General features: G+C 64.2%; 12 protein-coding genes. 2 read left to right on the top strand and 10 right to left on the bottom strand.

Annotation, left to right across the window (positions count from 1 at the left end):
* Position 1: 1 nt before the first annotated feature.
* Genes B4383_RS24240 through B4383_RS24220 form a run of 5 tightly spaced genes read right to left on the bottom strand, consistent with a single transcriptional unit; the run spans position 2 to position 4,165 of the window.
* On the bottom strand, positions 2-1,099 hold the full coding sequence (locus B4383_RS24240; protein ID WP_078294265.1) for a glycoside hydrolase family 76 protein: 1,098 nt from the start codon (positions 1,097-1,099) through the stop codon (positions 2-4).
* Between the two features lie 32 nt (positions 1,100-1,131).
* Positions 1,132-1,833 carry an RNA methyltransferase gene (locus B4383_RS24235; RefSeq protein WP_078294267.1) on the bottom strand — a complete coding sequence of 234 codons (702 nt, stop codon included), beginning with the start codon at positions 1,831-1,833 and terminating at the stop codon, positions 1,132-1,134.
* Positions 1,826-2,728 (bottom strand): hypothetical protein, encoded by a 903-nt coding sequence (locus B4383_RS24230; RefSeq protein ID WP_078294270.1) that lies wholly within the window; start codon positions 2,726-2,728, stop codon positions 1,826-1,828. The genes B4383_RS24235 and B4383_RS24230 overlap by 8 nt, the downstream gene beginning before the upstream one ends.
* Complete coding sequence (gene pyrE / locus B4383_RS24225; RefSeq protein WP_078294273.1) at positions 2,725-3,297, bottom strand: orotate phosphoribosyltransferase; 573 nt, start codon at positions 3,295-3,297, stop codon at positions 2,725-2,727. Before pyrE ends, B4383_RS24230 begins: the two co-directional genes overlap by 4 nt.
* Positions 3,284-4,165 (bottom strand): SDR family NAD(P)-dependent oxidoreductase, encoded by an 882-nt coding sequence (locus B4383_RS24220; protein ID WP_286143779.1) that lies wholly within the window; start codon positions 4,163-4,165, stop codon positions 3,284-3,286. Before B4383_RS24220 ends, pyrE begins: the two co-directional genes overlap by 14 nt.
* Before the next feature lie 123 nt (positions 4,166-4,288).
* Between B4383_RS24220 and B4383_RS24215 the strand changes: the two genes are divergently transcribed.
* A complete protein-coding gene (locus B4383_RS24215) occupies positions 4,289-4,756 on the top strand; it encodes an MmpS family transport accessory protein (protein WP_078294275.1) in 468 nt (155 codons plus the stop codon).
* Positions 4,756-7,554: an RND family transporter gene (locus tag B4383_RS24210; RefSeq protein WP_078294278.1), complete on the top strand. Its 2,799-nt coding sequence runs from the start codon at positions 4,756-4,758 to the stop codon at positions 7,552-7,554. The genes B4383_RS24215 and B4383_RS24210 overlap by 1 nt, the downstream gene beginning before the upstream one ends.
* Here the strand turns inward: B4383_RS24210 and B4383_RS24205 are convergent.
* The 5 genes from B4383_RS24205 to B4383_RS24185 all read right to left on the bottom strand — a co-directional run bounded on the left by B4383_RS24205 (position 7,551) and on the right by B4383_RS24185 (position 13,096).
* Complete coding sequence (locus B4383_RS24205) at positions 7,551-8,285, bottom strand: hypothetical protein (protein WP_078294281.1); 735 nt, start codon at positions 8,283-8,285, stop codon at positions 7,551-7,553. The two genes, B4383_RS24210 and B4383_RS24205, sit on opposite strands and share 4 nt — an antisense overlap.
* A 168-nt stretch (positions 8,286-8,453) precedes the next feature.
* Positions 8,454-11,009, bottom strand: coding sequence for an ATP-dependent chaperone ClpB (gene clpB, locus B4383_RS24200; protein ID WP_078294287.1), 2,556 nt, complete (start codon positions 11,007-11,009; stop codon positions 8,454-8,456).
* A gap of 142 nt (positions 11,010-11,151) precedes the next feature.
* On the bottom strand, positions 11,152-12,069 hold the full coding sequence (locus B4383_RS24195) for an SRPBCC domain-containing protein (RefSeq protein WP_078294289.1): 918 nt from the start codon (positions 12,067-12,069) through the stop codon (positions 11,152-11,154).
* Positions 12,070-12,108: 39 nt separating this feature from the next.
* A complete protein-coding gene (locus tag B4383_RS24190) occupies positions 12,109-12,645 on the bottom strand; it encodes an SRPBCC domain-containing protein (protein WP_078294290.1) in 537 nt (178 codons plus the stop codon).
* Positions 12,646-12,682: 37 nt separating this feature from the next.
* Positions 12,683-13,096 (bottom strand): hypothetical protein, encoded by a 414-nt coding sequence (locus B4383_RS24185; protein ID WP_286143784.1) that lies wholly within the window; start codon positions 13,094-13,096, stop codon positions 12,683-12,685.
* Between the last annotated feature and the right edge of the window lie 201 nt (positions 13,097-13,297).

The following is a 13,297-nucleotide window of genomic DNA, read 5'->3' as shown; positions in this document are numbered from 1 at the left end:
CTCAGGCGACCACGTGTGCCGCTTCGAGCAGCATCCACCCGGACAGCTGTACCGACAGGTCCCGTTCGGGCACCTTCGAAGGATTGACCGCACCGGCGATGAACTGCGATGCCGGCGCGTGCGCGGTCGGCAAATCCGCCGTCCGCGTCCAGTCCGCACCGAATAACGGAAGGTCCTCAACGATCAGCCGATTGGCCCAGGCCGCCTCCGCGGAGGTCAGCAGGATGTCGCGGGCCGTAGCCCGCGCATCGGTGTCCTGCGGGGAGTTCTCCGGCAACATCGTGGCCACCAGCGCCAGGTAGCGGGCAAGAATGCCATTGAACAATCCCCCGTCTCCACCGCCGCTGCCCCGGATGACGCCCTCCTCAGTCATCCGATCCCGCACCGCGTAGACGAGACGATGTACACGCTCGGCGTGCCGGGATTCGCCGGTCCGCACCGCGAGCTCGGTCTCCAGTCCCAGCACCACGCCCTGGCAGTAGGTGTACGTAGCCCGTTCCAGGGTGCCGTCCTCCTGTATGCCGTCGATGACCAGATGCGATTCGGGGTCGACGAGAGTCCTGTCGATCCAGTCGGACATCACCTCGGCTCGCCACACTCTTCCGGTGCGCGCCAACACGATTGCCGCCGGGCCGTTGGCGGGGGTGTTGAAGAACCTGTCCTGTTTACGCCACGGTATGCCGCCCCCGTACTGCGGCATCCACGCATCGAGGAACTGCTGCCGCAACCGATTCAGCGCACGGGGACGCTCCAGGCCCAACAGCTCGGAGGCCCGTTGCATCGCCAGCGCCAACCAGGCCATATCGTCGTAGTACTGGTTGGTCCACATGAACACGTTGCGGAAGCGGTGTGCGCGTTGCATATCCGCGATGTACTTGAACCGGTCGGGGCGCGGGTCGCGCAGCTGCGCGTCGATCAGACAGTCCTGCAGATGCGCCTGCCACCAGTAGTGCCAGTTCTTGAACCAGGTGGCACCCGGCGCGGGCGGCCAGGTGACGATGCCCAAGCGCATGCGCGGTAGATGCCACAGCGGCGAGAAGTGTCTGGCGGTGATTGCGGCTTCGGCGCTACTGGCGCGGTTGGCCCACAGCACATCCATGCACTCGATACTAGGGGTGGCTCATCCTCTGGTCACCACGCCTCGGTCAAGTCGGCGTGCTGGCGGATCCAGGCATGCATGGCTATACCTGCGGCGACTCCCGCGTTGATACTGCGCGTAGATCCGAACTGGGCAATCGAAACCGTCATTACCGCACCGCCTTTCGACAACTCGGTGACACCCGGCCCCTCCTGCCCGAACACCATCAGGCAGTCCGCGGGCAGTGCCGCGGTCTCTAGGGGTACCGATCCGGGAACGTTGTCGACGGCCACCACCGTCAGGCCGGTCAGCTTCGCGTACTCCAGAAGCTGCTCAGTGCTGTCATGGTGCATCAGGTGCTGGTAGCGATCGGTGACCATGGCACCACGCCGATTCCAGCGGCGCCGGCCGACGATATGCACGGTGCGCACCGCGAAGGCGTTGGCTGTGCGCACCACCGTCCCGATATTGGCGTCGTTTTCGAAGTTCTCGATGGCTATATGCAGCCGGTGCCGCCGCGTATCGATATCCGCGACGATCGCCTCACGTCGCCAATACCGGTAGGCGTCAACCACGTTGCGGGCATCGCCATCACGCAGGAGCTCTGGGTCATAGCGCGGGTCCGTCGGCAGCGGCAGCCCCCGTTCGGCCGCCCATGGCCCCACTCCGTTGCCGCTGGCGCCCCACAGGGACGGCTCTGTCGGGCAAGGAGGCTCTTCCTTCGAGTCCTGATGGTCCTTCGAGTCCTCACTCACGGTTCATCCAGACCGCCGCGTGGGTGCCGATCACCGAGAGTGTCCCGGCGAGCACCGCGGCGTTGATCTCGCCCTGGAGGCACAACGACGGCTGCAGCTGCACGGCGTCGAGGGCGGCATCCGGAAGCACCAGCACCGACGCCCCGTAGATCGCACAGCTGCGCGCCAGCCCCTCCCCGGGCAGCGTCGGCGCCACCGTCACCATGAGTGGACCACCGCGCTCAGCCGACTCGTCGCGGTAGCGCGGCGCGACCCCCGAGATGTTCAGGCCCAGCAGCGAGAATCCGTTGCCGGTGAAGGCGTTCGGATCCCCCAGGTCCACCTGGCTGATCTGCTGCCCGCTTGCCCGCCAGGCCTCCATGCTCTTGGTGACGATCACCAGACCGGAGTCGTTCTGTGGGGTGGGCAGCAGCCCCATCGGGTAGGCCACCGGGTAGGCCACCGTGGTTCCCGGGATGCGATCCTTCGCCGAATACGCGTACACGCCGCGTACCGCGCTCTGGTTCTGCATCGGCCCCAGGCACACCGTGCCGGTCAATCGATCGGGAGTCGGGGCCGTCAGCGGATGCACGGACAGGTCGGCCAGGTCACGACAGCCGTTCAACGCCGGCACTTCCAGTGGATGCGCCAAAGACCCGTACAACCCGAAACGTAGATCCTGGGCGGCGGCAGGCTTCTGCCCCGGTGTGGCTGCGGCCCCCGTGATGTCGACCAGCACATACCCGTTCTGGAATCGCAGGTTGGCGACACTGAGATTCCACCCCAACAGGCTCTGTGTTTCACCGACTTTGGCGGTCTGGGCGCCGTAAACCAGCTGTTTGTCAGGGTCTTTCGAGCAGCCCGCCAAGATCAGGGACCCGGCGAGCAACGCGACGAGGGCCCGACGGAGGGTCACGATCCGGCCAGGCCGAGATCCGCCAGTCCCAACACATACCGATAGGGAACACCTTCTGCGCGGATGGCCTCGGCGGCACCGGTGTCACGGTCGACAACGGTGGCCACCCCGATCACCTCGCCACCGGCCTCACGGACCGCATGTACGGCCGTGAGCGCGGACCCGCCGGTGGTGCTGGTGTCTTCGACCACCAGGACCTGTTGCCCCGAGACCTCAAAACCTTCGATAAGCCGTTGCATGCCATGAGCTTTCACCGACTTGCGCACCACGAACGCGTCGATGGGCCGTCCGGGGGCGTGCATGACCGCCGTCGCGACGGGATCTGCGCCGAGAGTCAGTCCACCCACACCGGCATAGCCCCAGTCGCTGGTCAGCTCCCGCACCAGTCGCCCGATCAACGCACCGGCACGGTGATGCAGAGTGGCCCGTCGCAGGTCGACGTAGTAATCAGCTTCCTTGCCCGACGACAACGTGACCCTGCCGTGCACCACCGCGATATCGCGGACCAAGGCCGCCAACTCGTCGCGCTCGGCCGGGTTCAGATCCGGTCCTAAATCAAGTTCTGCCACGACCCCGTCCTACCACGTTGTTGAATTTCCGCACCAAACCTCTTGGTATTACCCGCGTTACCGATGTGATCGCCTTGTATTGCAACCCGGGAACGCTGAGCACCTTACCGGCGGCGATGTCCTGCAGGCACGCGTTGACCACATCATCGACCTGGAGCCACATGAATTCCGGAATGGTGCCCATCTCAATTCCGGCCCGTTCGTGAAACTCGGTATGGATGAATCCAGGGCACAGCACGTGCATACCAACGCCGGTACCCAACAACCCATTTGCCAATCCTTCGGTGAAGGAGACCACCCAGGCCTTGGACGCCGAGTACGTCGAGCCGCGCCCGGACACCAGGCCTGCCACGCTCGCGACGTTGATGACCGTGCCCGCACCGGCCTCGACCATCGAGGGCAGGGCCGCGCGGGTCAGCTCCATGACCGCGGTGACATTGACGTCGAGCTGCGCGCGCAACAGTTCGGGCGCTGCCGTCCAGAACTCGCCGGCAGTGGCGAAACCGGCGTTGTTGACCAACACGGAGACCCCGGCGGCGACGCGCTCGGCGACCTTTGCGCGATCGGCGGGATCGGCCAAATCGGCGGGCAGCGCCTCGGCGTGGACGCCATACCGGCAGGTGAGCTCGTCGGCGAGTGCACTCAGGCGCTGTTCGTCACGGGCAACCAGCACCACGTCGTATCCGAGGGAGGCGTACTTGCGGGCGAAACCGCCCCCCAGGCCCGAGGTGGGGCCGGTGACCAGGGCCCCGGGGCGTACGGAATTCGCGGATGAACCGCTTGCGTGAAGACCGTCAGGCGCGGATGAACCGCTTGCGTGAAGACCATCAGGCGCGGATGAACCGCTTGCGTGAAGACCGTCGGTCATGGTTGGTCAGCGTACCGGCTGGCCGCATACCCCTCACTGGTCGTATAACCGGTACTGATAGTTACTAGTACAAATTGTCCGGAATCAGCCGCTTGCGCGAGCAAGCGTTGCTAGCATCGCGAAATGTTTGACCGGCTAGTGGTGCGGCTCATCGCGCGTCAGCGCTGGATTTACCCGGTACTCGTCGCGCTGTGGATCGCCGCGGGCACCTACATAACCACCGCACCGAAGGTTGCACTGCCTACCCCGGAGGCCACCCCGACCGCGCAGGCCGTCAGCGCCATGTCGCTCAGCCAACCGAAGACGGTGAGCTACGAGGTGTCCAGTAACGGCCGACCCGTCACGGTGTCCTACCTCGACGAGAAGGGCCAGTCCAAGCTCTTCAATGGCCCCGCACCCTGGCACACCAGCTTGACCACCAGCGACCTCGGATTCACGGCGGGCGTGACCGCGATATCGACCGACACCGTCACCTGCCGCATCACCGTCGACGGCACGGTGGCCGACGAGAAGACCGACGCCGGCCGCACCCCTTCGGTGAGCTGCAATCTCGTCGCATTTCAGAAACTCGAGCCACAAGGCGGCCACTGATGCACGACAGCCCCATATTCGGACGCTTCGCCGGTGTCATCAGCAGGCATGCCGCCGTGATCGTCGGGCTCCTGATGATGGTGGCCGGCGGTCTGATGGCATCGGCACCCAACCTCGAAGAACTCGCCCTGACCCACGGCAGCCCCATGATGCCGACCAACACCCAATCCGCCGCGGCCCTCAAACACATGGCCAAGGCGTTCGGGGAGTCCGAGTCGAACAACACCGCCGCGGTCGTCGTCGTCAAGGACCAGCCGTTCACCGAGGAGGATCGCCAGTTTCGTGCCCACCTGATGAAGGAGCTGCGAGCCGACACCGCGCACGTCGAACCGGGTATGGACATGTGGTCCGATCCGCAATTCGCCACCGCATCCGAAAGCCCAGATAAGAAGGTGGCGCTCGCCCAGCTGCAGCTGGCCGGGGAGATCGGCGGACCCAAGGCCATGGAATCCGCCAAGGCCGTGCAACACATCCTCGATAACATCGCGAAGCCGCCGGGCACCACCGTCTATGCCACCGGAACGAGCCAGGCCGCCGCAGACCAGATCAACACGATGATGCGTGATGTCGTGATCATCGGAGGGCTGTCGCTCGTGCTTGTCGGCGGTCTGCTGCTTTTGGTCTACCGCTCACTTGTGGTCGCGTTCCTGCCACTGATCACCGTGGGCGTTGCCGTCGGTATCGCGACCCCGGTGACCAGCTTCCTCACCTTGGCGGGGCTGATTCCCACGTCCATGATGACCAACGCGTTGATGGGTGCGCTGGCGCTGGGCGCCGGCACCGACTACTCCATCTTCTTCATCGGCCGCTATCAAGAGGGCAGGCGTGCCGGCCTCAGCATCGACGACGCGTTCCGCGCCAGTTACCGGGGGGTGGCACCGGTTGTGATCGCGTCCGGGCTGACTGTCGCGGGTGCGTTGTCCTGCATGTCATTCGCGCAACTGGACATGATGAAATCCATGGGCCTGCCGGGGGCCATCACGATGATCTTCACCGTGCTGTCCGCGGTGACGGTGACGCCCGGCGCACTGCTCATCGGGGCTCGCAGGTTCGGCTGGTTCGAGCCCAGATCGACCATCCGGTCGACTCGACTGTGGCGCCGGGTCGGTATCCGGGTGGCGCGTTGGCCCAAACCGATATTCATCACGACGTTCACCGCCTTGATCCTGCTCATGATGGTGATCCCCAGCGCCTCCTTCAACTACGACGAACTGCAGTTCATCCCGAAGGACATGCCCAGCGCAGCCGGTATGAACGCGATTCAGGAACACTTTCCCGCAGGACAGATGAATCCCGACATGATCTTGATCCGGGCTCCGGAGGACCTGCGCACCTCGGCCAACATCGGGCTCCTGGAGAAGGCCGCACAACAGATCACCAAGCTGGACAGTGTGGCATCGGTGCAGTGGATCACCCGGCCCACCGGCATGCCGATGGATCAAACCTCACTGATGTACAGCGTGAAGATGGCCGGAACGATGATGTCGCAGAACAAGATTGTCATGGAACAACGGCAGCAGCGGATGCACGCCATGACCACCGACATGAACTCGATGATGAGTACGCTCGAAGGACTGCAAGGCACCTTACGGACCGCGCAGCAAGGTGCCAGGCAATTCAGTGCCGCCGCCCAACCCATCCAATCCAGCCTGAATCAGCTTAAGTCACAGCTTAATTCGGCAATGGGACCCGTTCGTGAAGCAGTGCGGGCCCAGCCCAACTGTGCCGCCGATCCGATGTGCGTGGGTGCGCAATCGACCTTGTCCAACTTCGAGAACATGTCGAGTGTCACCGACCAGATGCGCAGCCTCGTCAGTACTTCGGGTTCCATGACCGGGGGCTTGACCCAGGCCGCGCGGACGATGCCGCGCATGGTCGAGTCCATGTCCTCGATGCAGGATCTGATGACCGAGACCAACGAGCAGATGACCCAGATGATGTCGCAGATCGACACCATGACCTCGCTCATGCAGGACCTCGGCCGAAGCAGCGCCGGTACCGGAGATTACTTTTACTTCCCCGCACAGATGCTCTCGGACCCACGATTCAAGCCGTACCTGAAGATGATGTTCTCCGAGGACGGCACCACCACCCGGATGATCGTCATCGGCAGCGGGAGCAGCTACGGCGACGAAGGCATCCAGCGCGTCCGAGACCTGGCGCATGAGATGAAGTACGCACTCAAGGGCACTCGCCTGGAGGGCAGCGTGATCGAAATCGCCGGGCCGGCAGCCCTGATCGGCGATATGCGGGCGATGCTCGACCGCGACGAGAAGCTGATCATGATCGGCTGCCTGACGGTGATCTTTACAGTGGTACTGCTCCTGCTACGCGGGCTGGTGGCTTCGCTGATCGTTATCGGCTCGGTCTTGGTGTCCTTCGCGTCCACCCTCGGGCTGGCCCTGGTGATCTGGCAGCATGTGCTCGGCATTCAGCTGCACTGGTCGGTGCCGGTCGCGGTGTTCGCGATCCTCATATCGGTAGGCGCCGACTACAACCTGCTAGTCGCGTCGCGCTTCAAAGAAGAGATGAGCGCCGGCATCCGCACGGGTGTCGTCCGCGCCATCGCCGGCACCGGCGGCGTGGTGACCACGGCGGGACTGGTGTTCGCCATGACACAGTTCGCCATGATGGGGTCGAGTCTGGTCAACATCGCACAAATGGGTTCGACGATCGGGCTGGGCTTGATCATCGACACGTTCGTGGTGCGCACCTTCACGGTGCCGACACTGGCGGTAATTCTCGACAAGAAGTTCTGGTGGCCGCTGCCGATGAACCAGCTCTGGCGACGTTCCTAACGGACGTGCGGCTGGCTGCCCTGACCCACGGGGGCGGGCTGCCGGTCTCCGGCGGGCGCGGAACTGCTGCCGACGGGCCGGCTGGGGCGTTCCGCGGCCTGGATGGGCGAGGGCGCCGACTCCCCGGACGGGGGCAGTACCCGCAGCAGGTCGTTGAACTGGCGGACGGCCTTGAGGCCCTCGTCCCACTGCTCACGGTTGCTGTTGATCGGCAGCGCGGCCAGCGTCCAGTGTTGTTCGTTCCACAACACCTCCGCCGTCTCGGTCGCGGTGTGGGCGAAGGTGACCATGCGCCGGTCGCAGGCCCGACGGGCGGCATCCAGATTGGTGGAGTAGACCATGCGCGGGCCGATGGCGCCCAGCAGCCAGATATCGGATTCGCGGGGTTCCTGCATCACCTTGAGCCGCAGGTCCACCATGACGTTGGTGCCCACCTTGCGGTGCAGCGCGACGATGGTCGCGACATCTTCCAGGTCAAAGACATAAACGGCCTCGCCGCGGATCTGACCGAGCACCACGTTGGCGGCCGCGGCCGATCCCGCGCTCGACATCACGCCGCGGTTCCAGCGCTTGACGATCTCTTTGTCCTGCGACATGTAGTCGAAGCCGTGAGATCGCGCCCAGGCCTTCCGGCGGTGTCCGCGGCTGCGGCGGCGGCCGATATCGACGTACAGCAGCACGCCCGCACAGACGAAGCAAAGTGCGGACAGCGTGAACCAAAGTAGAGCCATCCGCGACAGCCTAACCGGTGCCGGCCCAACTACCGCGCGGAGCGCTCGGATCGTGACCAAGAGTTACCGGTCCGTGATGGCCGGAGCGGCGCCGCGAGCGTGCGCACACTGGGAGAAATCAGCCGAAATCTCTCAGTGAGCGCACCCTCGCGGTTACCTGCCGAGGCGTCAGCCCAGGATGAGCGATTCGCCGTCGGCGCTCAGGTTCACCGGAACGACGTCGCCGTCGTGCACCTCACCGGCCAGCAGCTGCTTGGCCAGCTTGTCGCCGATCGCCTGTTGTACCAAGCGCCGCAACGGACGCGCCCCGTAAATCGGGTCGAATCCGCGCTGGGCCAGCCAATTCTTGGCGGGCCCGGACACCTCGAGTGTCAACCGCCGTTGGGCCAGCCGCTTCTGCAGCTGTTCCAGCTGGATGTCGACGATCCGCACCAGCTCTTCGGGGTTGAGTGACTCGAAGATGAGCACGTCGTCGAGCCGGTTGATGAACTCCGGCTTGAACTTGGCGCGCACCGCGGCCATCACCTGCTCCTCGGAGCCACCGGCCCCCAGGTTTGAGGTGAGGATCAAGATGGTGTTCCGGAAGTCCACCGTGCGTCCCTGGCCGTCAGTGAGACGTCCCTCGTCGAGCACCTGCAGCAGCACGTCGAATACGTCCGGGTGCGCCTTCTCCACTTCGTCGAACAGCACCACCGTGTACGGGCGTCGCCGCACCGCCTCGGTTAGCTGACCGCCGGCGTCGTATCCGACGTATCCGGGCGGGGCACCGACAAGCCTTGCGACCGAGTGCTTTTCGCCGTACTCGGACATGTCGATGCGCACCATGGCGTGCTCGTCGTCGAACAGGAAGTCCGCGAGTGCCTTGGCCAGCTCGGTCTTACCCACGCCGGTGGGCCCTAGGAACAGGAACGAACCGGTGGGCCGGTTGGGGTCGGCGACACCGGCCCTGGCGCGGCGCACCGCATCAGAAACCGCCTCGACGGCCTTCGCCTGGCCGACGACCCGCGCGCCCAGCACGTCTTCCATGCGCAGCAGCTTGGCGGTCTCGCCCTCCAGGAGCCGCCCGGCCGGGATACCGGTCCAGGCCGACACCACGTCGGCGACATCGTCGGGCCCCACCTCTTCCTTGAGCATGACGCTTTCGCGCGCCTGGACTCCCGGAAGCGCGGCCTCCAGTTGCTTCTCCAGGTCGGGGATGCGCCCATAGCGCAGCTCCGCGGCCTTACCCAGATCGCCGTCGCGCTCGGCGCGATCGGATTCACCCTTGAGGGTCTCCAACTGCTCCTTGAGATCACGGACCACGTCGATGGCGTTCTTTTCGTTCTGCCAGCGGGCGGTGAGCTCCGCGAGACGCTCCTTCTTGTCAGCCAGCTCTTCACGCAGCTTCACCAGGCGCTGCTTGGAGGCCTCGTCGTCTTCCTTGGACAGCGCCATCTCTTCGATCTCGAGACGGCGCACGACGCGCTCGACCTCATCGATTTCGACAGGGCGCGAATCGATTTCCATCCGCAGACGGGACGCGGCCTCGTCGACCAGGTCGATGGCCTTGTCGGGCAGGAAGCGCGAGGTGATATACCGGTCGGACAGGGTGGCCGCTGCCACCAGCGCGGAGTCGGTGATCCGCACGCCATGGTGGATCTCGTAGCGCTCCTTGATGCCGCGCAGAATGCCGACGGTGTCCTCCACCGAGGGCTCACCCACCAGGACCTGCTGGAACCTGCGCTCCAGGGCGGCGTCCTTCTCGATGTACTTGCGGTACTCATCGAGGGTGGTGGCGCCGACCAACCGCAGCTCACCGCGGGCGAGCATGGGCTTGATCATGTTGCCGGCGTCCATCGCCGACTCACCGGTCGCGCCCGCACCCACGATCGTGTGCAGCTCGTCGATGAACGTAATCAACTGCCCCGCAGAGTTCTTGATTTCATCCAGCACCGCCTTGAGGCGTTCCTCAAACTCGCCCCGGTACTTGGCGCCGGCGACCATCGAGCCCAGGTCCAGCGATACAACGGTCTTGCCGCGCAGGCTTTCGGGCACGTCACCGGCGACGATGCGCTGCGCCAGTCCCTCGACGATGGCGGTCTTACCGACACCGGGCTCGCCGATCAACACCGGATTGTTCTTGGTCCGTCGACTGAGGACCTGCACGACGCGGCGGATCTCGGTGTCACGACCGATCACCGGGTCGAGTTTGCCTTCGCGGGCCAGAGCAGTCAGGTCGGTGGAGTACTTCTCCAAGGCCTGGAATGTCGCTTCGGGCTCGGCGCTGGTCACCCGCCCGCTACCGCGCACCTGTACAAAGGCATCGCGCAGCGCGTTCGGCGTGGCGCCGTTGTTGGCGAGGAGTTGAGCGATCCCCGATTCCCCCGCATCACCGGTGGCCAGGCCCACGAGCAGGTGCTCGGTGGATACGTAGTCGTCATTGAGCTCGGTGGCGAGCTGCTGTGCCGTGGTGATCGCAGCGATGGAGTCACGCGAGAGCTGCGGGTTGGCACTGGCATTGCTGACCTGGGGTAGCCGGTCGGCAATGGCCTGCGCCTCGTTGCGCACGGTCGCAGGGTCGACGCCCACAGCCTGCAGCAGTGGCGCGGCGATGCCATCGGTCTGGCTCAGCAGCGCCACCAGCAGGTGCGCGGGACGGATTTCAGGGTTGCCCGCCGTGGTCGCTGCCTGGAGGGCAGCTGTCAGCGCAGCCTGGGTTTTGGTGGTCGGATTGAACGAGTCCACAACACCTCCATTGGGTTGAGAGAAATTCTTGTCGGTAGTTCCAACGCCGTCAGCCTTGAGTCTGTTCCACTCAACTTTGAGAATCTCCGCGGTGCTGCGTCTACCTCATCACACCTGGAGGCACTCCGAACTAAATCCGGAATCACACGCGGTGACCGCGACCCTCCAGCAGCTCGCCGACTCGCGACAACATCGGAAGCACCCCGCCGCGCAGAACCGATCGGAGCTGGCGATTGAGCGGGGACTGCGGATCGAATCCGCTCAAGGTGAACCACAGCTGGGTGCCACCGATCCGGGGAATCAGTCGCCACGTCATACGCAGGGCGGTGATTCCACCCAGGATCGGAATCATGAAGGTGGACACGATGAGCTCGGGCTCACGCACCTGCAAGAACTCCATATCGACCCTTCCGGCGAATCCGAGAAGCGGAATCGGATAGGTGGTTACGGACAGCCGGCCGCCGGTTTCCACCGACACCAAATCGTGGTCGTTCACCAGGTCGCCGACAAACTCCTTCGAGGTAATGACCTGCCACACAGTGCGCGATGAGTGGCGATAGAACTCGCCCAGGCTGAACGCCGTCGCGTCATCGGGCGGGGGATCGTCACCCGGCTCCGGAATAGTCAACAGCTCTTCGATGCGCGACATGACCAATGCCCAGATATCGCGAACGAGAACGCGCAGCCGCCCATGAGCTGGATTGGCGAGGTCAAATCCATCATGCACAACCAGTAATCGCGTCCCGCCAGGCTCCGGATGGAGCGTCCATGTGACACGCAAATCCCAGGAGTCCTCCGGTGTGGTGAATCGATAGACCAAGCGCTCGCCCGGCGCGACGTCAGTGAACTCGCACTCCCCGCGCCCGCCGAAGCTCACCTCCGGCAGCGGGAAGGTGGTGAACGCGAAGGACTTGCCAACCGCCACCGAGTCCTCGCCGATGTCGGTGGTCCAATCGGAGATCGAGGCGGCCGACGTAATGGCGCGCCACACCTGGTCGGCCGGATACGGGAAGTACTGCCCAACCGTCACCGATGTCAGGTCGTCCCGCGACGCGGTCATACCCCTGAGATACCGCAGATACGTGATCTGCGTGGGCGTTCAGGCGGATACATCAGTGACCAGACAGTGCGGAGGCCGGTCCCGGTCGGCCCGCGCGCTGTCGATACATCGCCCAAGCTTGCCCATGATCCCGGGCCAGCCACGCTCGGAAATCGTCCGATAGATGCGCGACGCGGAATCGCTCATATCGAACCCGTCGTGACGCAGCGTGACCATGGTGCCGCCCGGAACCTCGTGCAGTGCCCACGTCACCGTCCACTCCGTCTGCTTCGACGACTTCATATCCCACCAGCGGATCGACAGCACCCTATTTGGGGTAGCCGCGAGCACCTCACAGGACAGCGCACCCGAGAAGTCGGCGATGGGCAAGGGAAAGGCATTGAAACGGAACCGGGTACCCACCTGCGGCCGAAAACCAATCGGGTCCATCAGCCATTCCTCCATCGCATCAGGACACGCCATCACGCTCCACACTCGCGCGGACGGATGCGGATAGAACTGGTCCAGGATGATGGTGGCGATGTCGTTCGCGTCGTCGGGCACGGCACTCTCCAGATTGATTGGGTTACCTTTCATACCCCATCAATCTGGGTCATCGCCGTGTTCTCATTTGTTAGCCAGGCAAACTCGGTCCGCATGGGGGCTCGCGGGTGCCCCCATCGGTAGGCATAGTCGCTGCACGATCGATGAGACGCCCAAACTTGGTCATCGCAGTCGGCCAGAATCGATCGGAGAGGGCCGCCATCCGCCGCACTGCAGGGTCATCGCTGCTGAATGCCGGCCGGCTCAAGACCACCCTGGTTCCGTTCGGAACCGCACACAATGTCCACGCGGTTCGCCAGGCCATGGGGGCGGGAAGTTTCGTATCCCACCAGGAAATCGCCAGCATTTCGTTTGGCGTAGCCACCAAGACTTCACCGGCAATGTTCCCACAAGAGTTGGCAATCGGCGCCGGAAGATCCATGAGCCGATAACGCGTACCCGCCACCGGACGGAACCCGACCTGTTCGACGAACCAATCCCCCATGACATTGGGGTCGACCAAAACACTCCACACTGGTTCGGGAGAGTGTGGGTAGAAGAAATCCGCGACAGCGCCAGTCGGATCGTGTAAATCACCTACAGCGCATACTCCAATGTCGGTGGTGACACCTCATGTACCCCACGAAACTGGCGAGCGCCGAAATTGAATCGATTAGCTAAGCAAACCTAATTCGGAAGCATTAAT

The sequence above is a fragment of the Mycobacterium sp. D16R24 genome (assembly GCF_002013385.1).
Lineage (GTDB): Bacteria > Actinomycetota > Actinomycetes > Mycobacteriales > Mycobacteriaceae > Mycobacterium.
The sequence above is the reverse complement of the archived record's forward strand: the minus strand, read 5'-3'. Positions and strand labels throughout refer to the sequence as shown.